Origin of the sequence: Vibrio sp. bablab_jr001 (genome assembly GCF_016464285.1) — a bacterium.
Taxonomy (GTDB): Bacteria; Pseudomonadota; Gammaproteobacteria; order Enterobacterales; family Vibrionaceae; genus Vibrio; species Vibrio fluvialis.
On sequence record NZ_JACDWZ010000039.1, the window covers coordinates 265,014 to 286,146 of the forward strand.

The window sequence follows — 21,133 nt, forward strand, 5'->3', positions numbered from 1 at the left end:
CCGCCTCCTCCTATTTTCTCGCCTCAACATCACATTTCAGCGTGAATCGCCACTTGACAACAAAACCGAGCGTTGCCGATAATCGCCAACATCAAAATTGATAATAATTATCATTTGCAAAATATAACAACGATGATTCCGCCCGTTTTACTGCCCGTCTTGAGGGGGACGAATGCAAATCCTTAACAACGTCATACGCTCAACCATTGTCGGCCAACTGCCGTTTGTCGAAACACTGCTTAGCTCAATTCCCACCAGCGCCACCCAGCAAGCGCTGATTAACCAACGCCGCCAAGCGATCGCCGCCATTCTGGAGGGGCAGGACCCGCGCCTGCTGGTGATTGTAGGCCCATGCTCGATTCACGATCCGAAGCAAGGGCTTGAATACGCACGTAAACTCGCCGCGGTACAAGCCGATTACGCCGACCAACTGCTGATTGTGATGCGCACCTATTTTGAAAAGCCGCGTACGCGCACCGGCTGGAAAGGCTTGATTGTCGACCCCGACCTCGATGGCGCGCACAACATGGCGAAAGGTCTGAGTGTTGCCCGCATGTTTTTGCGTGACGTGACCGATTTAGGGCTGGCGACGGCCACCGAATTTCTCGACACCACCGTTTATCCGTACATCAGTGATCTGATTTGCTGGGGCGCAATCGGCGCGCGAACCACCGAGTCACAAATTCACCGCCAAATGGCGTCCGCACTGCCCTGCCCGATCGGGTTTAAAAACGGCACCGATGGCAACGTGTCCATCGCGATTGATGCGATTCACGCTGCGCAGGCCGAGCACGTAATGAGCGTAGCGGGCACTCAAGGCGCCCCCGCCTTGGTGATGACACACGGTAACCCGCACGGACACGTGATTTTGCGCGGCGGCAAAGTACCCAACTATCACAGCGATGATGTGGTGTCGGTGTCGAAACAGTTGGAGGAAAGCGGCCTCAATCCGCGCTTGATCATTGATTGCAGCCACGGCAACAGCCTGAAAAAAGCGCACAATCAACTCGGCGTAGCGCAAGATATCGCGCAGCAATTGCTGGCGGGCGAAACCTGCATTGCTGGCGTGATGTGCGAAAGCTTTCTCAAACAAGGCAATCAGAGCCTGGGGAACGAGGACTTGAAGCCGGGGCTATCGATTACCGACGAATGCCTGAGTTGGGACAACACGGTTAAACTGTTGGATACGTTGGCGGAAGCAATGAATGGCGTGCTCTCGCAGCGCTATTCCACCGTCGCCTGATTCGGCAATATCACGCACAACAAAAACCCCGCGAATGCGGGGTTTTCTTATTTGTGGAGAGGGCTTATTTGTGTGAAAGATCATCAATTGTCGAGCGTCGCGCCTCCGTCAACGCGCAAATCGTGCATGGTGATGTGATTGGCCGCATCCGACAGCAGAAACAGAATGGTTTTGGCAATGTCTGCCGGCTCTGCGATTTTCTGCAGCGGGATCCCCAGGCGATAGCTTCCCGCATCTCCGGCGATGGCATTGGCTTCGCCATAATGTTCGTTCCACAACTGCATTTGCATGTCGGTGCGTGTGGAGCCCGGGCTGACAATGTTGCACCGCACACCAAACGGCGCCAGCTCAATGCCCATGCACTTCACCAGCATGTGCAGCGCCGATTTCGACGCCCCATACGCGCCCATATTCGGGCGCGGCGTGTTGGCCGCGTTAGAGCCGATGACCACCATCGCACCGCGTTTGGCCGCTTTCATCGACGGGCTGAGCGCCTGCATCACACTCAGAATGCCAAAGGTGTTGACCATAAACGTCTCCTGCACCTGAGCAAACGACATGTCGTTGATGGCGCCCAAATGCAAAATACCCGCACAACTGACCAAATGATCGATCGGACCGTGTTGCTGCTGCAGCGCCCCAATGACGGCCGCCGTTTTATCCGTCTGGGTCACATCCAGCTCGGCACATTGCAGTTTTTCCCCATACCGGGCACGCAACACTTCGGTGTGACTCAACAGGGTTTCGATACGCACATCGGTGGCCACCACGCGCGCGTTTTGCGCCAGCAAATGTTCTACAACACTTAAACCAATCCCTCTCGCGGCTCCGGTAACCAATACCATTTGCTCATTTAATGACAAATCCATCGTTATAACCTTTTATTTAGCATGAATATAGCCAGCACTTACTGACTGAACTGTGAATTAAGCACGGTAAAAACTGTGACCCTTAATCAATAATGATATTTATTATCAAATGACAATGATAAACGTTATCATTAAAAGTGTTATAACTGTATCGATTGCCCAATGAAATGGCAAATGATCTCTACCTCGGTGGTGGACCGCTGTGCATGACGCGGCCGACCGCTGAGTCACATCAGAAAATAAGTAGTCACGTCAGAAAGTAAAAGAGGGATTCAAAATGCAACGTGAAGTGATTGGCTATACAAAAATGGAGAGCGAACTGCTGAGCGATCAGCTTGAACGCGCGCCGTTTTTCTTCGCTTCTCCTAATAATACGATGCTGGGTATCGGCATCGAGCAAGAAATCCACCAGCCTATACCCTTTGCTCAGTTGGCAGAGCAAGCGCAAACCATGCTGCAAGCCGCAAAACAGCACGAATCGGATAACCCGGTGCTGTTTGGCATCGTGCCATTTCGCGAAGAAAATCCGACCCGATTTGTGATTCCGCAGCAGCTGTTTGTCTCCAGCAGCACACGCGGCTCCGCCAACACGGCGGCCAACCAAGCGGCGCAGGCCAAGGTGATTTCCTCCCCGTCCGGACAACATTACCGCCAAGGCGTGAGCGATTTGCTCAATCTGTTCGCCACCACTAACCTCGCCAAAGCGGTGCTATCACGTGCGGTGGAAGTGGAAACCGACACCGACATTCACCTGCCGGGCCTGCTGCGCAACTTGCTTGCGATCAATGCCAAAGGCTACACCTTTGCCGCCGACACCTTGCCGGGCGTGAAGCTGATGGGTGCAAGCCCTGAACTGTTGGTGGCGAAAAAAGGCAGTTACGTGGTGTCGAACCCGTTGGCTGGCTCACGTCCGCGCTCAGCCAGTGAGGCACAAAACGACGATTCACGCCTGTCGCTGCTCAACACGCAAAAAGATTTACACGAGCACGGCTTGGTGGTGGAAGAGGTGGAACGCGTACTGAGTCAGTACTGCCACAACCTGTATGCGCCGATGATTCCGTCGGTGATCGAAACCCAAACCATGCTGCATCTGTCGACGCTGCTTGAGGGCCAGGCGAACGACGCCAACCTCAATGTGCTGAAGATTGCGGCCGATTTACACCCGACGCCAGCGGTATGCGGCTATCCGCGCGCCAATGCCTATGAAGCGATTCGCAACATTGAACAGTTTGATCGCGGCTATTTCACCGGCATGGTGGGCTGGTGCGATTCGCGTGGAAACGGCGAATGGGTGGTGACCATCCGCTGCGCCGAAGTGCAAAAACGCCAAATGAAGGTATACGCCGGTGCGGGCATCGTCCACGAATCTGTACCGCAAAGTGAACTGGATGAAACCGGCGCTAAGATGGGCACCATTTTATCCGCCGCTGGCATTCAGCTGAACGAACTCCTCACCGCCTAGGACGCCCCATGAACGCACAACGAGAATTAGATTACACCCCTTGGCCGCAGGAGCTGGCCGACCATTACCGCGCGCTGGGTTATTGGCAAGATAAAACACTGTTGGATTACCTGCTGGAAACCGAAGCCAAGTTTTCGCAGCGCGAGGCCATTGTGTGCGGCCAACGCGCGATCAGCTATCGCGAACTGGTCAACAGCGCGGCACAACTGGCAGCGGGATTTCGTCAGCTCGGTTTGCAGCGCGGCGACAACGTCGTGTTGCAAATGACCAATATTGCCGAGTTTTATCAGTGCTTCTTCGCCCTGCTGCAAATTGGCGTGCGCCCGGTGCTTGCGCTTCCCGCGCATCGCCAAATGGAAATCAGCTACTTCTGTCAGCACGCCGATGCCAAAGCGTATCTGATTGATGGCGAGGCGAGCAGCTTCAATTATCAGACATTGGCAAACAACATCGTGGCACAGTGCCCGACCATTGAGCATGTGATTGTTCGCGGCCAAGTCACTGTGGACGACCACCGATTCGTGGCGCTTGATGAATGCCGTCAACCTGCGCTGCAAGAGCAGGATGCCGACGCCAGTGATGTTGCGTTTTTCCAGCTGTCGGGCGGCACCACGGGCACACCGAAACTGATTCCGCGCACGCACAACGATTACGCCTACAGTGTTACCGGCAGTGTGGAGATTTGTCATTTCGACCACATGACGCGTTTTTTGTGTGCACTGCCAGTCGCGCATAACTTTCCGCTCAGCTCTCCGGGTGCGTTGGGCGTGTTCTGGGTGGGTGGCTGCGTGATTCCTACCCAAGATCCAACGCCACAACATGCGTTTGAGATGATTGAGCGTCACCGCGTCACCGTGTCTGCGCTGGTGCCGCCACTGGCGCTGCTGTGGATGGATTACGCCGAGAAGGCCACGCACGACATTTCCAGCTTGGAACTGCTGTTGGTTGGCGGCGCTAAGTTTAGCGAAACTGCGGCACGCGAGCTGCCAAGCCGACTTCACTGCCGCCTGCAACAGGTGTTTGGCATGGCCGAAGGGTTGGTGAACTACACTCGGTTGGACGACAGAGATGAGGTGATTGCAAGCACCCAAGGCCGCCCGATTTCACCGCACGATCAAGTGCGCGTGGTCGATGAGGACGGGAACGATGTCGCCGTCGGCGAAGAGGGATTTCTGCTCACGCAAGGGCCGTACACTATTCGCGGCTATTATCGCGCGCCAGCGCACAACGAGCGCTCGTTTACCCCAGACGGCTTTTATCGTACTGGCGATCTGGTCAAGCGCACCGCAGAAGGCAACATCATTGTGACCGGGCGCGACAAAGATCAGATTAACCGCGGCGGCGAAAAAATCGCGGCAGAAGAGATTGAAAACTATCTGCTGCGCCACGAGGCGGTGCACGACGCGGCGCTGGTGGCGGTACCGGATGATTATTTGGGCGAGCGCAGCTGCGCGGTGATCGTCAAGCGCGAAGGTCATCAGGTCAAAGGATTGGAGCTAAAACGCTTTCTACGTGAATTAGGCTTAGCGGATTTCAAACTGCCGGATCAAATCCAGTTCATCGATGTGTTGCCGAAAACGTCAGTCGGCAAAGTCGACAAAAAAGGACTGCGCGCGCTGTACAGCTAAGCAATCAACGCACGCAAAAAAGCCCGGTTGACCCGGGCTTTTTCATGCCTCTTTTTTCGCTCTATACCGCCATATCAGCAGCATTGGCTTCGCCGATGCCGTGCGGATTTCGTTGCCCCATAAAAAAGGGCTTTGCCAGTGGTAAACTCGCAAAGCCCATCAACCGGTTTGGCCACCATGACGTTATGCCATGGCAGGTTCCGCCTCCGTTCGCGTGGTCGGTTCACCGATAAGCATCCACCATTCCTGCAACGTCACTTTCTCAATCAGTTGCGCGAACGTCACATTCACACCGTACGGACGCCACTTCTCCAGCAGCACCATGGCGCGAATCGAATCCAAGCCGAGGAACAGCAGGTTCTCGTTCACATCGACGTCATCGAGATCCAGCGACAGCGCTTCAGCCACGTCGATACACATTTGATCCAGCGTCAGTGATGGCTTGCGGGCAAGCGTCTGCTCCACCGCGTGCAGTGTCTGCACACTTGCAGCGCGACCTGCCAGATAGTTAAGGGTATGAATGTGATCCTGCTGACTAAAATCGGCAATCGCATCGCCAATCACGAACGGTTTGATATCCAGCATGAACGCTTCGAGCGCGGTCGACAAAATACCGATGTGGCCGTACACGCCGCAGATGATCAGTTGATCTCGACCCTGCGCCTGCATATCTTCCAGCAGCGAGGTTTTCTTAAATGCGCTGTAACGCCATTTCACGTATTCCACGTCGTCTGCTTCTGGCGCTAATGCTGCAAGAATCGCGGTTTCTTCTTGTAGTCCAGGCCCCCAGAAATCGGTCAGCAGCGCACGCTCGGCCGGATCTTGATTGGCCGGCTGCGCCGTATACACCACAGGAATGCCGACTTGTTTAGCCGCCGCTTTCAAACGTTGAATATTGTTGATGATGTTGCTCATCGGCGACTGAGTGTTATCAAAGAAGTTAACGAAGTATTCCTGCATATCGTGGATCAGCAATACAGCCTTGGCGGGGTCAATCTGCCACTGAGTTTTGTTGAGCGGGTAGTGTTCGCTGGCAGGCAGTGAGTAACCTGCAATTCTTGGGATTGCCATTAATCCGAATCCTTAATTCTTGTGAACCTCGACCATTCCAACTGACCGCGCTCTTCGCGGCCACTCGGGTTGGACAGATCTCTTTTTTAGATGCTGACGTTGTTAGCGCGCCCGCCTTGTTGTTTTGAAATATTCCCAGAACACTTCAAAACTTCAGCCACAACAAGGCGGCGCGTTAAGCTGACTGCATACTAGCAACTCACCAACACCATGTAAACGATATTCATTCTCATTATTATTTATCATGATAAAAATGAATGCATTTTGGAATCGGATTCGAGTTTTTCATGCCGTTGTGATGGTTTTGCAACCTGCTCTCGCCTTTCGCGGACAATAAAAAAGGCAGCCACATGGACTGCCTTTTTCGCATTTAACCATCAACGAATCGATGGGAATTTTTTCAGCAAGGTCACAATCAGCAACAGCGCCAGCAGCGCAAAGCCGGAGCCGACATAACCAATCGCTTCCAGTGAGCTGAAATGAATGACTTTAGCGCCAATCAACGCGCCAGCGCCAATACCCAAGTTGATGATCCCGGAGAACATCGACATGATCATATCGGATGCATTGGTGTCGATATTGAGCACCTTAACTTGCATCGCAAGACACACGATCATCAATGCTGTCCCCCACAGCAACAACAATGTGCTCACACCCCATGGGCTGCTGGCCGAAAGCAGCAGTAGTACCATGCACAACATGACCACGGCAGTATTGCTCACCAGCAATTTGGTGTTGGCGCGCTCACCCCAGTAGCCAAAAATTACACTGCCCAGAATACCTGCACCGCCAAATAGGAGTAGCAGGAAGGTGGTGAAGTTTTCACTCACTTGGCCTACCACTTTCACAAACGGTTCAATGTAGCTATACGCGGTGTAGTGCGCGGTGAACAACAGGAAGATAAACAGGTACAAACCGAGCAGCGTTGGTTTACGCAGCAGCTCCGGCAGTTTTTTCATCGAGCCTGAGAACAAACTTGGCAAGGTTGGCAACAAACGGAACAGCGCAAACATGATCAGCAATGCCGTCACACCGATGACACCAAACGTCACGCGCCAGCCCAGCCACTGCCCGATAATCCGCCCCAGCGGCACACCCAACACCATCGCCAAGGAGGTGCCTGTTGCCAGTACGCTCAGTGCCAGCGTTTTCTTACCCGGAGGCGCAACGCGTATCGCAATCGACGCCGTGATCGACCAGAACACCGCATGCGCAAACGCGATACCAATCCGACTCGCCACCAGCATTTCAAAGTTCCACGCAATGACGGAGAAACCGTGGCTGACAATAAACAGCGTGAACACACTCAACAGCAACGTTTTGCGTTCCATTTTACTGGTCAGCATCATCATCGGCAGAGACATCGAAGCCACAATCCAGGCATAAATGGTCAGCATCCAACCCGCCGAGGCAAGCGGCACATCGAAGTCTTTCGCAATATCGGTCAGCAAGCCGACCGGAACGAATTCTGTGGTGTTAAAAATAAAGGCACTGAAGCCCAGCGCAAAAACGCGTAAATATTGGTTGTGGCGCGAATTGTCATTCGCCGCCGAAGCGGTTTGAGTCATATGCAAACAGGATGTTCTAGGAGGAGGACAAAGAGTGATCATTGTCTCGCTTTTCTTACATAAAGAAAAGAATTTATACAACTTATTTTATATCTCGTTATTTCTTTTACATTTGGGCTACCTGACCGGGCTTTCCCCTGCCACATCTGAGATCAAATAGGTGTAAATTCTTATGCATACGCCAATATTCATTTGAATGCAGTGACGAATTGGATAACTATTTTAACACGCTCAACCACACGCCAAGATTCTATGACCAGCCAACGTATTCTGATCCTCTACGCCCACCCTTGTCAGCACAAGAGTGAAGTCAACGCACGCCTGTTTAAAGCCGCCCGTTACGCACGCAACGTGACCCTTGTCGATCTCTATGGCGAATACCCGACGTTCAATATTGATGTCGACAAAGAACAGCAACGTCTGCTGGAACACGATGTGATCATTTTCCAGTTCCCGATGTACTGGTACTCCACTCCGTCGATTCTCAAAGAGTGGCAGGATCTGGTGTTGGAGTATGGTTTTGCCTATGGTCAGGACGGCACGGCTTTGCACGGTAAAACGCTGCTGTGTATCACGTCAACGGGCGGAAAATCCGAGAGTTATCAGGCCAGTGGCTATAATCACTATAGTGTGCGTGAACTGCTGCGCCCTATTGAGCAGATGGCCGGCATGACCGGCATGCATTATCTCGCGCCGTTGGTGCTGTTTGATGCCCGCGCCGCATGCGACGACGAACGTCTCAACGCGCACATCAAACGGTACATGCAGGTTCTGCAGGCCTTAGGCGATGATCGCATCGATATCGAACGCGCCGGCGAACTGCCGACACTCAATCAATACTTCCGCCCTATGGAGCTGAGACACTCTGCATGACCAGTTATTTTATTCAGGCCTTCATCTATCTTGTCGCTGCGGTGATCGCGGTGCCGCTTGCCAAGCGTTTTGGCCTCGGCTCAGTATTGGGCTACCTGATGGCAGGCGTAGTCATCGGTCCGGTCGTCGGACTGGTTGGCGATGAAACATCCACCATTCAGCATTTCGCCGAATTTGGCGTGGTGATGATGCTGTTTCTGGTCGGTCTGGAACTGGAACCGAAAATGCTGTGGGCGATGCGTACACGCCTGCTCGGTCTGGGTGGTTTGCAGGTTGGCGTCACCACGCTGGCGACCATGGGCATGTGTTTACTGTTTGGCCTAACCTGGTCTGTAGCGCTCACCATCGGTTTGATTTTCTGCCTCTCTTCAACCGCGATCGTGCTGCAAACCTTTAACGAAAAGCGCCTCAACCGGACTGAAGGTGGTCAAAATGCGTTTTCGGTCCTGCTGTTTCAGGACATCGCCGTCATTCCGATGCTGGCTTTTATTCCGCTGTTGGCGTTGCCTGAGCTGATTGAGCAAGCGCAAACAGCGGCCAATGCCGCCGCCGCGCATCACGATGAGCTGACGCTGATCGCCGACCTGCCGGGCTGGGCATACGGTCTGGTGATCACCGCAGCAATTGCCACCGTGGTGGTGGGCGGTCACTACCTCAGTCGCCCGCTGTTTCGCTTTGTAGCCAGCGCGGGCGTACGCGAAATCTTTACTGCTACGGCACTGATGCTGGTGGTCGGTATCGCAACGTTGATGAATGTGGTGGGCTTGTCTCCGGCACTGGGCACTTTCCTTGCCGGCGTTGTCCTCGCCAACAGTGAATTTCGCCACGAACTGGAAGCCAACATCGAACCGCTGAAAGGCTTGTTACTCGGGCTGTTTTTCATCACCGTGGGCGCTGGCATCAAATTCGACATTCTGTTCAGCCACTTCTTTATCATCATCGGCGCCACCCTCGGTGTCATGTTACTCAAAGCGTTGGTGCTCTATCTGTTGGCGCTGATCTTTCGTATCAAAGGCAGCAACCGCTGGCTGTTTACCCTCAGTCTGGCGCAGGCGGGCGAATTTGGTTTCGTACTGTTAACTTTCACTCAGCAACGTCATGTTCTGCCTGCCGATTTAGCGCAGATACTGTCTCTGGTAGTCGCGCTGTCGATGTTCCTCACTCCGGGGCTGTTCATACTGTTCGACAAAGTGATTCTGCCGCGGTTTGAGCGGGTGACCAACGAACGTGAAAGCGACACTATCGACGAAAAAGGCACCGTGATCATCGCAGGTATCGGCCGTTTCGGCCAAATTGTTAATCGTCTGCTGGTTGCCAATGGCGTTCAAACTGTGGTGCTCGACCATCAGGCGGTGCAGGTTGATAACCTTCGTCGTATCCGAACCAAAGCGTACTTCGGTGACGCGACCCGACCAGACCTGCTGCATACCGCTGGCATTGAGGAAGCAAGCTTGCTGGTGGTGGCGATCGACAATCAGGAGAGCAGTGTTGAGCTGGTGAAATACGTCAAACACACCTACCCCCATGTCAAAGTGCTGGCTCGGGCGTTTGACCGTGGTCATGGCTATCGTCTGCGTCAGGCTGGGGTCGATATGGCGGTCTCGGAAACCTATCACTCTGCACTGGAAGTGGGTGCAGCGGCAATGAAGACTCTGGGCTTTCACCCCTTCTTCGTCGAACACCAGAAAAATATCTACAAGAAAGTGGAAAGTACGCACTCCGATGGCTTATACGCCGCCTGGAATGCGGAGACTTTCGGTAAGGAGCGGCTGGACAACAACTACATCAAGCTATTTATTGAACTGGAAGAGCGCCTGAAAGCTGAAATGGCGTTCGACCGCACTGATCGTCGTTTTGATACCGAACGTCACTGGACGCCACCGCCCAAAGAAACGGCTAGTGACAATATGCAAAAATAGCCTTGGATGACTAAAAATAACGTTTAAACGAATTTCTCCTTTCGCGTTTAAACGTTATTTTCCACCAACCCGACTTTCCCTTTCGAGATATTTCATTACCAATTTCAGCCTATATAACCCACACTAAAACTCGCCACATTCTGAAGCAAAATCAAATATTAATATCACTTACCCTTACTCACCTCTCTTTTTCTATCCACCATCAATTTTGCAACCATAATTACCGGAACAATAAATTGATGCGCATCAACAAAGTTATTCGAAATAATTGTTCATCATCGCCAACAGCGAGCGTGCAACTATTTCGTAATTCGATGCTAAGTTAATAAAAAACCACTCGGGAAAATCATTATGAAAGCGCTACTAAACGGATTAGATTCATTGTTGGACAAAGATGACCTGGGCAAGCTGATTCTGCGAGTCAGTTTCAGCGTAATGTTCCTGCTGCACGGCATCCATAAAATCTACGGCGGTACAGAGTTCATTCAGGGCTTGTTTGTGAAGCATGGTTTACCTGCATTCTTTGCTTACGGTGTCTATCTGGGCGAAGTTGTCGTGCCTATTCTGATTATTCTCGGCGTGTTGACCCGCTTGTCCTGCATTGTGTGGATCGGCACCAGTTTGGTCGTGATTTGGCTGATGCATTCCGACAACCTGTTTACCCTGAATAAAGTGGGAGCATGGGCCGCTGAAGGTATTGGCGTGTATCTGTTTGTTGCCATCGCCATCATGCTGATGGGGCCTGGCAAATACGCGCTGGAAACACGCAATAAGTAACGCGGTTTACTTTCTGCCGATTCAAAAGCTTCGCATCCGCGAAGCTTTTTTGTTGTCAATTCGATTGCACGTCATTCCCTATGCAACCCGTTGTTTTCAGGAAAAATAAACTTTTCTCTACCCTGACTTTAGCCATGGCAAACCCGCGATTTCAAACCTCAGGTGTCTGCCCAGTCAGAATTCAGTCATAAGCGCCACCGATAGCTTGCGGGCTTCCTGATTCGCTTCTTTAATAGCAACTGATGGAACCAAGCAGGACTATCGTATGTTGAATAAATGGTTATTAATGGGCGCCGCATGTTTGCCTTTCGGTATGGCGCAGGCTGATGTTTCTGTGCGTCAAAGTGGAGTCACGGTGGAAGCAGACTGTCTGCAGATCAAAGTGGATGGTTTAAGTATTGGCACTGGCGATTGCCGCCCGACACGCTATTACCGGGAGAGCGTGAAGCATTATGATGTGCATCACTACTACCATGAAGACGAACGCCCATGGAAACATCCGGGTAACTGGAAAAAGAAGGCGAAATGGAAGGATAACCCCGGCCATTGGAAAAAACGTGAAAAGATCACTTACGAAGAAGAATGGGTTTACGAGCGCAAACACCGTCACTAATCCCTCATTCCAACCTTGACGGTCAAAAGCTCCGCGGAGCCAATCACGACGAATTAAAACCACAAAGGTCACCTAGTGTGACCTTTGTTTCGTTTGCCAACCAGTCAGTTACACATTGAGATTCGTTGAGCTGTTGAACGAAAACATGCGCACTTCGTCACGCGCAAACCAGCCTAATTTCTGATAAAAACCTTGCGCGCTTTCATTGGTGTTAAACACAAACAGGTGAGTTTTATTAATACCCAGAGCCGCCAGAGAATCGACGGTCGCGCTGACCAGTTGTTCACCAATCCCTTGGCCACGCAAGCGACTACTGACCGCCAGATGTTGCAGATAACCACGGCGACCATCGGTGCCAGCCAGCACAGTACCGACAATCACATCTTCCTTGATGGCAACAAAGCTACAACCCGGATTGCGGGTCAGGTAAGCCGCAATGCTGTCGCGTGAATCGGCATCACGCAGGGATAAATGTTCAGTTTCACTCCAAATCGCGATGACTGCATCGTAATCTGAGATATCCATTTCTCGAATAGTGACCACATAAGCTCCTGATTTTTCAATTATGCGCGTTTGGCAAGGTATGCATCATGGCACACTTTATCGCCAGAGGTACAGTGGCAAACCTTGATTTCATTGAGCTGCGGCGATTCACGGACGGAAAAATTCGGTTCGAAATCGCGCTTTTTTTATGTTCAAATAGTGACCTTTGCGTGATCTATTCCACTTATTAAACAGAAAAACAGGACTCGTGGATAAACGCCCCTTGCTTTAAGGGATAAAAAGCCCAATAAATGGGGAAATAAGGCAGAAAACGTGCTTTTCATGAATTCTTGATTCACCGCAATACACCTTCTTCCCTGCCAGTTTAAGTATTAGGCTTCTGTTTCGAAGCCCCATTCTAAGGATCTTTATTATGTCTGACCTAACGACGAGCATTGACTCTATCCAACCTGTTGTCGAATCTTCCGGCTCCTCTATCTGGGGCTATGTGATCGGCGGTATCGTCCTGGTTCTGGCTGCTGGCTACTTTGGTTTCAAAAAAATGAACCAACCTGCTTTCGTGATTAAGCAGCTGCGCAAACGCAACCGTAAAGAGATGCAAAAACAAGGCGTTGAAAGCGCAGAATCGATGGCGGATCTGGATCTGCTACTGGATTCTGTTCAAAAGTACGCGACTGAGAAAAAAATGACGGGCACCGCTATGGTTCAACTGCTGGCGCCAATGAACGACAAAGCGAAAGTGAAATCGGGCACTGATTTTTACCATGCCATGGCGTACATCGCGAAAAACATCGACGATGCCCAGCTGGCTCGCAGCTTCCAGAACAAATCGAAGCAAGTCAAATCCAGCTCTCCGCTGATGGCGGGTCTGCTAAAACGTGCAGGCGTATAAGCACCACAACCACTAACCACTCTTTCCGATAACCCGCCAAGTGCGGGTTATTTTTTTGCTCTCAAACCACACTCAGATCCAATCGGCATCACTCTCTGGCGACAAACCCCATTTTTGCGATGGCATTTCTTGAGCTTTGCCAGTAACGTCATGATTCCCTCATAAGAAAAATGAAAAGGAAGTCATGACCAGTCTTGTGAACCGCCTTAGATCCAGCCCGAAAAGCACGTTGTGGGTGACGCTCTGTTTGCTTGCGCTGCCACCGCTCTTCTGGGCAGGTAACTTTATTGTCGGCCGCTCGGTGCGCGGCGATATTCCCCCGCTCACTCTGTCGTTTGATCGTTGGTTGATTGCCAGTCTGGTGCTGCTGCCGTTTACCTACAAAACCTTGCGCCGTGAATGGCGGCTTTACTGGCAATACCGCACGCGGATTGTCATCGCCTCCATCACCGGAGTCGCGGCGTTTAACTCGTTTATCTATCTTGGTTTGCAAACCACCACCGCCAGTAATGCGCTGATCCTGAACTCGTTCATTCCGCTGCTGATCATGCTGTTTGGCTCGCTGTTTTTTAAACTCACCCTCAGCGCCAAACAGTGGCTGGGGATGAGCATTTCGTTTGTCGGCGTGCTGAGCATTATTTCGCGCGGTGAGTGGTCAGTACTCACCTCACTGAGCTTTAATCAGGGCGATATGATTGTGTTTCTGGCAATGGTCAGTTGGGCTATCTACACGCTGGTGATTCAGCGCATGCCGAAAGAAATCAACCGGATTGGTTTGATGTCGGTGCAGATGTTCCTTGGCTTGTTGGTGGTGCTGCCGTTTTACCTGTGGGAAGTGCACTCCGGCGCGTTGCCGAACTGGAACAATCACACGCTGCTCGCGCTGGCTTACGTGGGGATTGTGCCGTCAGTGCTGGCGTATCTGCTCTACACTGCGGGCGTGGAACGTTTGGGGCCAGCTAAAGTCGGGTTATCCATTCACCTCATTCCGGTGTTTGGCGTGTTGCTCTCCATCGCGCTGCTCGGCGAGAGCTTGCATCTGTATCAAATCAGCGGCATGGCGCTGATCTTCCTCGGCATTCTGCTCAGCTAGCGCTGACAGGAAGATTTTTCCCATAAAAAAGTCCCCGGCGAAGCCTCTTGCCGGGGACAAAGAGCTAAAAGTAAGCTCTACACTTCGGTTAAGCCCTGAGACCGGCTGCGGTCATCAAGGCTCGAAACAGCGTCGCGACAATGCCCAGCGCCGCCACGCTGACACACCAAATGCCCGCCAGCCACAACCACTGTTTCCAGGTCGCGGGCGTCTCAGACGCCTGATGTGGTCTGTTCAATGGTACGCCTCCCCGTCTTTCACTTTGCCGCCGAACACGGCATAGCTCCAAAAGGTGTACATCAAAATGAAGGGAATGATGAACAGCGCGCCCACCAGCATAAAACCTTGGCTTTGCGGCGGTGACGCAGCCTGCCACAAAGTGACCGACGGCGGAATGATGTTCGGCCACAGGCTGATGCCCAAACCAACAAAGCCCAGCAGTACCATACCCAGCGTGGCGACAAACGGCAGGCGATCCGCATGGCGCGCCAATGCGCGATAGGCCGCCCAAGCCAGTAAACCAGTAGCCAGCGGCACCGCAGAGAGCCACACCACGTTCGGCACACTCAACCAGCGCGTGGCAATACTCGGTTGCGCCAACGCCGTCCACGCACTTACCGCGATCATCACTGCCAATTGCATCGTCAGAATACGCGGCGCCATGCCAAAGAATCGCTGCTGTAAATGACCCTCGGTTTTCATGATGAGCCAGGTCGCGCCCAGCAGCGCATACGTCACCACCAAGCCTAAGCCACAAAACAGCGAAAACGGCGTCAGCCAATCAAACGCGCCGCCCACGTAGTGGCGATGTTCAACCGCAATGCCCTGAATCACAGCGCCCACCACCATGCCTTGGCATAAGGTCGCGGCAATCGAGCCGACCATAAAGGCGCGATCCCAAAACACGCGATGATGCGCCCACGCTTTAAAGCGAAACTCAAACGCCACGCCGCGAAATATCAGCGCCACCAGCATCAGCGTGAGCGGTATGGTCAGCGCATCAATGATCACGCTGTAGGCGAGCGGAAACGCGCCAAACAGCGCCGCGCCGCCCAACACCAACCAGGTTTCGTTGCCATCCCACACCGGCGCGACCGAATTCACCATGGTGTCCCGTGCCTCGCCGCGGGTCACCATTGGCATCAAAATGCCGATACCCAAATCAAATCCATCCATGACGATGTACATCAGCGTGGCAAACACGATGATGCCAAACCACACGATTGATAAATCAAATCCCATCTCAGGCTCCTTGAATTAAATGCGACCGGACAAAAACGGCTGTTCGTGTTCAGGCGAATGCGCAGCATCCGGCCCATGTTTGATTTGGTGAATCATGTACAGATAGCCAAAACCAAACACCGCGCCATACACCAGCACAAACCCAATCAGGCTGATGCTCATGTGCAAATCGCCATGGGCGGACACCGCATCTCGCGTGCGTTGCAGCCCATACACCACCCATGGCTGACGGCCCACTTCGGTGGTAAACCACCCCGCCAGAATCGCAATTAACCCGCTCGGCCCCATCCAAATACACAATCGCAGAAAGCCACGATGTTGATTGAGTGTGCCTCGCCGACGCAGAAACACGCTCCAGAGCCCTTGCAGCAACATCAACATGCCGAGTCCAACCATGATGCGAAACGCCCAGAACACCACTGTGGCATTCGGTCGGTCTTCTTTGGCAAACTCCTTCAGCGCTGGAATCGGTTTACTCAGGCTGTGATTGAGGATCAGGCTACCCAAATAAGGAATTTCCAGCGCGTAATCGGTGGTCTCTGTGTCCATATTCGGCATGCCGAATAAAATCAGCGGCGTCGGTTCGCCATGGCTGTTATCCCAATGCCCTTCCATTGCAGCAATTTTCGCAGGCTGATGTTCCAATGTGTTTAAGCCATGCAGGTCGCCAATCAGGATCTGAATCGGCGTCACCACTACCAGCATCCACAGCGCCATGGAAAACATTTTGCGCACCGCGCTGCTGGCATTGCCGCGTTTTAAATGCCACGCCGCCGAAGCTGCGACAAACAGGGCGGTACTGAGAAACGCCGCCACGCCCATGTGCAGCAAGCGGTATGGGAAAGACGGGTTGAAGATCACTGCCAGCCAATCGACTGGCACCACACGGCCATCGACAATCTCATAGCCTTGCGGCGTATGCATCCAACTGTTAGACGCCAGAATCCAGAAAGTGGAGATGATGGTGCCGAGCGCCACCATGCAGGTGGCAAAGAAATGCAACTGTTCCCCCACCCGTTTCCAGCCAAACAGCATCACGCCGAGAAATCCGGCTTCGAGGAAAAATGCCGTCAGCACTTCGTACGTCAGCAACGGGCCTGTGATCGAACCGGCGAAGTCCGAGAAACCACTCCAGTTGGTGCCGAATTGGTAAGCCATCACCAAACCAGACACCACACCCATGCCAAAGTTGACCGCAAAGATTTTCGACCAGAAATGGTAAAGGGTTTTGTAATCGGGATTGCGGCTTTTCAGCCACAGCCCTTCAAGCACCGCCAGATAGGTCGCCAGACCAATCGTAATAGCGGGGAAAATAATGTGAAACGAGACAGTAAACGCGAATTGAATGCGAGCAAGCATGAAAGCGTCGAGACTGAACATAACTTCCTTCCAGTATCTTTTTAATTGTGGAAGGCATTGTATGTCGCCACAAAAATTGCGAACAGATACAGAAACTCACTGCTTTTCTATAACAGTGATGAAAACCAAGTGTTATATTCCGAATGTCAATAAAAGGGATGAGCGATGGCGAAATACGAACAATTGGTGGCACAGATCAAGCATCAAATTGACGCAGGTATCTGGCAGGCGGGCGATAAGTTGCCGTCGCTACGCAAGCAATCTGAGCACACGGGCTTGAGCCTGATGACGGTGCTGCACGCCTACCAAGTGCTCGAATCGCAAGGCTGGATTCAATCGCGCCAACGCAGTGGTTACTGCGTGTCGCCACAATTGGCCCCAGCGGCCAACACCGTGCCGCGCGCCATCGAATCGATGGAGCAGATCGACATCAACGATTTTATCTTTGATGTACTGCAAGCGGGACGCAATCCGCACATGGTCACCTTCGGTCACGCCTATCCCGATCCCAGCCTTTATCCACGTCATCAGGTGAATAAATCGCTGATGGCAGCCGCGCGCAGCATGTCGGTGTCCAGCGCGCTCGATAACCTGCCGCCGGGCAACGATACGCTGCGCTCAATCATCGCCAAACGTTACGCCGCCCGCGGCATCAACATCTCACCGGATGAAATCGTGATCACCGCAGGCGCATTGGAGGCGCTCAACCTCAGTCTGCAAGCGGTGACGCGTCCCGGCGATTGGGTGGTGGTGGAATCGCCCACCTTTTACGGCGCGTTGCAAACCCTTGAACGCTTAGGGCTGAAAGCGCTCTTCATACGCACCGATCCGCAGTACGGCATCGACCTAAACTCCCTTGAACGTGCGTTGCAATCGCATTCGGTCAAAGCGTGTTGGTTGATGAGCACGCTGCAAAATCCGCTCGGATTTACGCTCAGCGCCGAAAAAAAGCAGCAACTGGTGCAGCTACTCAGCCGCTATCAGGTGGCCTTGATTGAGGATGATGTCTACAGCGAACTTTACGCAGGTAAGGAAGCGCCGCTGCCCGCTAAAGCGTGGGATCGCAGCGCCAACGTGATGCACTGCTCGTCGTTTTCCAAATCCTTGGTCGCCGGTTTTCGCATCGGCTGGGTTGCCGCGGGTCAGCACGCCCTGCGAATTCAAAAACTGCAACTGATGAGCACCCTGACCACCAGTGTGCCGATCCAACTTGCGTTGGCGAACTACCTCACCACGCGCAATTACGAACAGCATTTGCGACAACTGCGGCGCAAACTTCACGAACGAAAAAAGGCGATGCTGGAGCAGCTTCATCAGGCGTTTCCGCCCGAAGTGAGTATTACCGATTCCGATGGGGGGTATTTTATCTGGGTTGCACTGCCGATAGGAATGGATGCGATGGCGCTGTATCAGCGCGCGCTGCAAGAGATGATCACCATCGCGCCGGGCAAAATGTTCAGCCCGGGCGAGCAGTTTGCCCACTGTTTTCGCCTCAACAGCTCGTTTGAACTGACCGAGCAACGCCAGCGGGCGATTTCTCGCTTAGGGGAATTGATTCGTCAGCAGATGAGCAAAATTTAAGCCACGGCTTTAAGCGACGACGAGGCAGTTTTTGCCCCGGCGTTTGGCCTGATAGAGCGCATTATCTGCCTCCACCAACAATGACTCAACACTGGCCCCGTGTTTCGGATACACCGCGGCGCCGATACTGATGCCGATCCGCAGGCTTTGACCGTGAATGACAATAGGCTGGCCGATGGCATCGATGATCTGCTGCGATTTATGGAAGTATTCATCGTCGGTATCGGGCAAAATTGCCACAAATTCATCGCCGCCAAAGCGGGCCATAATGTCGCTGGAACGAACCGTCGATTTCAGGCGCTGGGCGACTATCTTCAACACCTGATCGCCAACGGCATGACCATGGGTATCGTTGATCGCTTTAAAACCATCAAGATCCATGAAATAGAGCGTGAACGGCTGCTGATGCGCGACTGCTGTATCGAAGTGATTGTGCGCCAACTCATAGAAGTGTCGGCGGTTGGTCATGCCCGTCAGATCATCCTGCGTTGCGAGGCGACGTTCCAATTCCGCGACTTCCTGGCGGCGTTCCACTTCTTGCTGCAAATGCTGCGTCGCCGCCTTGACCGCTTTTCTGACATACAGCTTGTGGCTCAGTATGCGGTACAGACCAATCGCTATCACACCTGTCGACAACAACAGATAAATCCAATACCAAGAAGACAAAATAAAGCTGGTGTGGTTGCTGTACGCGTCTTTGCGGCCAGCCATCGATAGCACCCAGCGGCTGTTGCTTAACTGAATCTCGGTTTGCAATACCGGGTTAGCATCGGTATCGATATCCCCCAGTACCAGCGCATTCACATCGCCAACCGGGTTAATAGCGCGGACCGATAAGGAAAACTCTTTGGAGAATTCGGTGATGATCGCCGATTTCAACAAGGCTTCCATATCGATCAACACCGTGGAAAAGCCCCAGAATGTATTGCGCGGACCATTCTTTTCCAATGGCAGATAGATCGGTGCACGAGCAATCAGAGCCTGACCGCCCTGCAGCAAAGTTAACGGGCCATCGACGATGGTGCGTCTGCCAGAAATCGCTTTTAAGACACTCGCTTTGCGTTTTGGATCTTGCAGCAGATTGTGACCAAGCGCTTTTTGATTGCGATTCACATCGGTTACATAAGTCACAATCCCTTTCGGCGCGAGTTGCAAGCTGGTGATGTAAGGCGTTTTCTCTAACACACGGTTGGCGAACGTGGTGAACTCTTCGTCAGTAAAATTGGGGCGCGACATCACAAACGCTTCGAGGCTGTCTGTCAGCCGCAACTTGCTTTCCAGTGTCGCGTCGAGTGTGATAGCCAGACCTTGCAAACGCTGTTTGTAGAGGTAGAGATCGTCACGCTGCTTCCCTTCGTGTTCGATATAACGAAGACTGATCGCAATCGTCAGCCAGATAATGCAAGCCAGCACAACGATAGTAAGATGCAGTGGGTTAGCGTGATAAAGCGTGTTGCGGGCAACATTCTTATCGGCAATGATGCCGCGGTAAAGAAAGTAGTTGGACGCCAGTCGAATCAAATGGCCGGCGGCATTGGCGTCGCCGTACACTGACGCGTATTGGGTAAAGCAGAATTCGGCCAACATTGTCAGCGCAAAAGAAATCAGCAGATACTTCATCTGACTTGCCGGGTAGCTTTCGCGTCGCCACCACACCCCTATGGCGGCCAGTAACACAAAACTGATCACCGCATATTCGCTGTAGATCTTAAACGGCGTCAGCCCCTGACCTTCAATAAAAGCCTGAGGGAAAATTTCCAGCGGATAAATCGCGCACACCCCAGCCAGCGTGACCAGCACCAGGGCTTTGATATAGTGCTGCACATAACGGCACTGAAAAGGACAGATAAACACCACAGCAAGTCCGACCGCTTCCACCAAGCGCGCCAGCACCCAGAATTGCGTCGGCGGGTTCGCGCCCAGACCTTCAGCAAACAGTGATCCTTTGTAGCTCATCATATGAGCGAGGTCGACAAACGCCACGCACAGATAGAGTGAACTGAGCAGCGCCAACGGGCGCGCGTCACTTTTTGCCGACGCTTTATAGCCAGCAAGAGCAATCAGTCCGGAGACAAATACCGTAGAGAGTTCAATAACTGCGTGAAAAGTGACAAAGTCTCGGCGCGACAACATCCATAACAGGCCTAAAACCAAAGCCAGTATCAGAGATTGTGTCGTCCTGACAAACGAGCTTTTGTCAGTGAATGGCATACTTTCCAACGCTTCCTATCCTACGCAATTGGTTTTTCGACAGACCGATGTTGAGAATCTAAGTATTCATTGCCGCCAAACAGCCACCGATAATCGGCTCACGTGAGTTGGGCGAGCAAATTAATTTCAGGATAGACGACTTAGTAATAATTTGAATAGTAACGTCGTTCATAAAAGCGGGTCAATTCATTGACAGCAGAAATGTTGTGACTATCGCCGATGCAATGT

The 21,133-nt window shown here is 52.5% G+C and carries 18 protein-coding genes; 10 read left to right on the forward strand and 8 right to left on the reverse strand.

Translation table 11 applies throughout. The features are described from left to right. Window positions 1-172: 172 nt before the first annotated feature. Entirely contained in the window at window positions 173-1,243 is a 1,071-nt protein-coding gene (locus tag JIG40_RS03920; protein ID WP_199464801.1) for a 3-deoxy-7-phosphoheptulonate synthase, read from the forward strand. An 83-nt stretch (window positions 1,244-1,326) separates the two neighbouring features. On the opposite strand, the gene JIG40_RS03925 is transcribed toward JIG40_RS03920, so the two are convergent. Beyond that, complete coding sequence (locus JIG40_RS03925) at window positions 1,327-2,112, reverse strand: 2,3-dihydro-2,3-dihydroxybenzoate dehydrogenase (RefSeq protein WP_199464802.1); 786 nt, start codon at window positions 2,110-2,112, stop codon at window positions 1,327-1,329. Window positions 2,113-2,389: 277 nt separating this feature from the next. Here JIG40_RS03925 and JIG40_RS03930 point away from each other — a divergent pair, with 277 nt between their 5' ends. Both JIG40_RS03930 and JIG40_RS03935 read left to right on the forward strand, forming a co-directional pair. Continuing rightward, the gene (locus tag JIG40_RS03930; protein ID WP_047457141.1) at window positions 2,390-3,574 is read left to right on the forward strand and encodes an isochorismate synthase; all 1,185 of its coding nucleotides are present in this window, start codon (window positions 2,390-2,392) and stop codon (window positions 3,572-3,574) included. 8 nt (window positions 3,575-3,582) lie between these two features. After that, complete coding sequence (locus JIG40_RS03935) at window positions 3,583-5,202, forward strand: (2,3-dihydroxybenzoyl)adenylate synthase (protein WP_158147326.1); 1,620 nt, start codon at window positions 3,583-3,585, stop codon at window positions 5,200-5,202. A 183-nt stretch (window positions 5,203-5,385) separates the two neighbouring features. On the opposite strand, the gene JIG40_RS03940 is transcribed toward JIG40_RS03935, so the two are convergent. Next, entirely contained in the window at window positions 5,386-6,273 is an 888-nt protein-coding gene (locus JIG40_RS03940; RefSeq protein WP_199464803.1) for an isochorismatase family protein, read from the reverse strand. A 377-nt stretch (window positions 6,274-6,650) separates the two neighbouring features. Continuing rightward, window positions 6,651-7,841 carry a sugar transporter gene (locus tag JIG40_RS03945; protein ID WP_020330058.1) on the reverse strand — a complete coding sequence of 397 codons (1,191 nt, stop codon included), beginning with the start codon at window positions 7,839-7,841 and terminating at the stop codon, window positions 6,651-6,653. Between the two features lie 252 nt (window positions 7,842-8,093). On the opposite strand from JIG40_RS03945, the gene JIG40_RS03950 reads away from it, so the two are divergent. From JIG40_RS03950 to JIG40_RS03965, 4 genes are all read left to right on the forward strand, one after another. Next, on the forward strand, window positions 8,094-8,714 hold the full coding sequence (locus tag JIG40_RS03950; RefSeq protein ID WP_032080613.1) for an NAD(P)H-dependent oxidoreductase: 621 nt from the start codon (window positions 8,094-8,096) through the stop codon (window positions 8,712-8,714). Continuing rightward, the gene (locus tag JIG40_RS03955; RefSeq protein ID WP_158150722.1) at window positions 8,711-10,633 is read left to right on the forward strand and encodes a monovalent cation:proton antiporter-2 (CPA2) family protein; all 1,923 of its coding nucleotides are present in this window, start codon (window positions 8,711-8,713) and stop codon (window positions 10,631-10,633) included. Before JIG40_RS03950 ends, JIG40_RS03955 begins: the two co-directional genes overlap by 4 nt. 351 nt (window positions 10,634-10,984) lie before the next feature. Further along, a complete protein-coding gene (locus tag JIG40_RS03960) occupies window positions 10,985-11,410 on the forward strand; it encodes a DoxX family protein (RefSeq protein ID WP_020330055.1) in 426 nt (141 codons plus the stop codon). Window positions 11,411-11,675: 265 nt separating this feature from the next. Continuing rightward, window positions 11,676-12,023, forward strand: a complete 348-nt coding sequence (locus JIG40_RS03965; protein WP_206769326.1) for a hypothetical protein — start codon at window positions 11,676-11,678, stop codon at window positions 12,021-12,023. A 108-nt stretch (window positions 12,024-12,131) separates the two neighbouring features. Here JIG40_RS03965 and JIG40_RS03970 read toward each other — a convergent pair whose 3' ends face one another. Beyond that, entirely contained in the window at window positions 12,132-12,566 is a 435-nt protein-coding gene (locus JIG40_RS03970) for a GNAT family N-acetyltransferase (protein ID WP_158150720.1), read from the reverse strand. 373 nt (window positions 12,567-12,939) lie between these two features. Here JIG40_RS03970 and JIG40_RS03975 point away from each other — a divergent pair, with 373 nt between their 5' ends. Together JIG40_RS03975 and JIG40_RS03980 are read left to right on the forward strand one after the other, a co-directional pair. Next, on the forward strand, window positions 12,940-13,419 hold the full coding sequence (locus tag JIG40_RS03975; RefSeq protein ID WP_014204782.1) for a hypothetical protein: 480 nt from the start codon (window positions 12,940-12,942) through the stop codon (window positions 13,417-13,419). Between the two features lie 184 nt (window positions 13,420-13,603). Beyond that, window positions 13,604-14,512 (forward strand): DMT family transporter, encoded by a 909-nt coding sequence (locus tag JIG40_RS03980; RefSeq protein WP_020330048.1) that lies wholly within the window; start codon window positions 13,604-13,606, stop codon window positions 14,510-14,512. An 88-nt stretch (window positions 14,513-14,600) separates the two neighbouring features. Here the strand turns inward: JIG40_RS03980 and JIG40_RS03985 are convergent, their stop codons facing one another. The 3 genes from JIG40_RS03985 to JIG40_RS03995 are packed head-to-tail and all read right to left on the reverse strand — an operon-like array spanning window position 14,601 to window position 17,134. After that, the gene (locus tag JIG40_RS03985) at window positions 14,601-14,750 is read right to left on the reverse strand and encodes a DUF2474 domain-containing protein (protein ID WP_081035157.1); all 150 of its coding nucleotides are present in this window, start codon (window positions 14,748-14,750) and stop codon (window positions 14,601-14,603) included. Then, the gene (gene cydB, locus JIG40_RS03990; protein WP_199464804.1) at window positions 14,747-15,754 is read right to left on the reverse strand and encodes a cytochrome d ubiquinol oxidase subunit II; all 1,008 of its coding nucleotides are present in this window, start codon (window positions 15,752-15,754) and stop codon (window positions 14,747-14,749) included. Before cydB ends, JIG40_RS03985 begins: the two co-directional genes overlap by 4 nt. Window positions 15,755-15,769: 15 nt before the next feature. After that, a complete protein-coding gene (locus JIG40_RS03995) occupies window positions 15,770-17,134 on the reverse strand; it encodes a cytochrome ubiquinol oxidase subunit I (RefSeq protein ID WP_199464805.1) in 1,365 nt (454 codons plus the stop codon). A gap of 144 nt (window positions 17,135-17,278) precedes the next feature. On the opposite strand from JIG40_RS03995, the gene JIG40_RS04000 reads away from it, so the two are divergent. Then, entirely contained in the window at window positions 17,279-18,694 is a 1,416-nt protein-coding gene (locus tag JIG40_RS04000) for a PLP-dependent aminotransferase family protein (protein WP_199464806.1), read from the forward strand. Between the two features lie 9 nt (window positions 18,695-18,703). Here JIG40_RS04000 and JIG40_RS04005 read toward each other — a convergent pair whose 3' ends face one another. After that, window positions 18,704-20,905: a sensor domain-containing diguanylate cyclase gene (locus JIG40_RS04005; protein ID WP_199464807.1), complete on the reverse strand. Its 2,202-nt coding sequence runs from the start codon at window positions 20,903-20,905 to the stop codon at window positions 18,704-18,706. Between the last annotated feature and the right edge of the window lie 228 nt (window positions 20,906-21,133).

What these genes read in the sequence shown, in the direction of transcription:
- JIG40_RS03920 (WP_199464801.1), top strand. Translation starts at nt 173, where the DNA reads ATGCAAATCCTTAACAACGTCATACGCTCAACCATTGTCGGCCAACTG.
- JIG40_RS03925 (WP_199464802.1), bottom strand. Translation starts at nt 2,112, where the DNA reads ATGGATTTGTCATTAAATGAGCAAATGGTATTGGTTACCGGAGCCGCG.
- JIG40_RS03930 (WP_047457141.1), top strand. Translation starts at nt 2,390, where the DNA reads ATGCAACGTGAAGTGATTGGCTATACAAAAATGGAGAGCGAACTGCTG.
- JIG40_RS03935 (WP_158147326.1), top strand. Translation starts at nt 3,583, where the DNA reads ATGAACGCACAACGAGAATTAGATTACACCCCTTGGCCGCAGGAGCTG.
- JIG40_RS03940 (WP_199464803.1), bottom strand. Translation starts at nt 6,273, where the DNA reads ATGGCAATCCCAAGAATTGCAGGTTACTCACTGCCTGCCAGCGAACAC.
- JIG40_RS03945 (WP_020330058.1), bottom strand. Translation starts at nt 7,841, where the DNA reads ATGACTCAAACCGCTTCGGCGGCGAATGACAATTCGCGCCACAACCAA.
- JIG40_RS03950 (WP_032080613.1), top strand. Translation starts at nt 8,094, where the DNA reads ATGACCAGCCAACGTATTCTGATCCTCTACGCCCACCCTTGTCAGCAC.
- JIG40_RS03955 (WP_158150722.1), top strand. Translation starts at nt 8,711, where the DNA reads ATGACCAGTTATTTTATTCAGGCCTTCATCTATCTTGTCGCTGCGGTG.
- JIG40_RS03960 (WP_020330055.1), top strand. Translation starts at nt 10,985, where the DNA reads ATGAAAGCGCTACTAAACGGATTAGATTCATTGTTGGACAAAGATGAC.
- JIG40_RS03965 (WP_206769326.1), top strand. Translation starts at nt 11,676, where the DNA reads ATGTTGAATAAATGGTTATTAATGGGCGCCGCATGTTTGCCTTTCGGT.
- JIG40_RS03975 (WP_014204782.1), top strand. Translation starts at nt 12,940, where the DNA reads ATGTCTGACCTAACGACGAGCATTGACTCTATCCAACCTGTTGTCGAA.
- JIG40_RS03980 (WP_020330048.1), top strand. Translation starts at nt 13,604, where the DNA reads ATGACCAGTCTTGTGAACCGCCTTAGATCCAGCCCGAAAAGCACGTTG.
- cydB (WP_199464804.1), bottom strand. Translation starts at nt 15,754, where the DNA reads ATGGGATTTGATTTATCAATCGTGTGGTTTGGCATCATCGTGTTTGCC.
- JIG40_RS03995 (WP_199464805.1), bottom strand. Translation starts at nt 17,134, where the DNA reads ATGTTCAGTCTCGACGCTTTCATGCTTGCTCGCATTCAATTCGCGTTT.
- JIG40_RS04000 (WP_199464806.1), top strand. Translation starts at nt 17,279, where the DNA reads ATGGCGAAATACGAACAATTGGTGGCACAGATCAAGCATCAAATTGAC.
- JIG40_RS04005 (WP_199464807.1), bottom strand. Translation starts at nt 20,905, where the DNA reads ATGCCATTCACTGACAAAAGCTCGTTTGTCAGGACGACACAATCTCTG.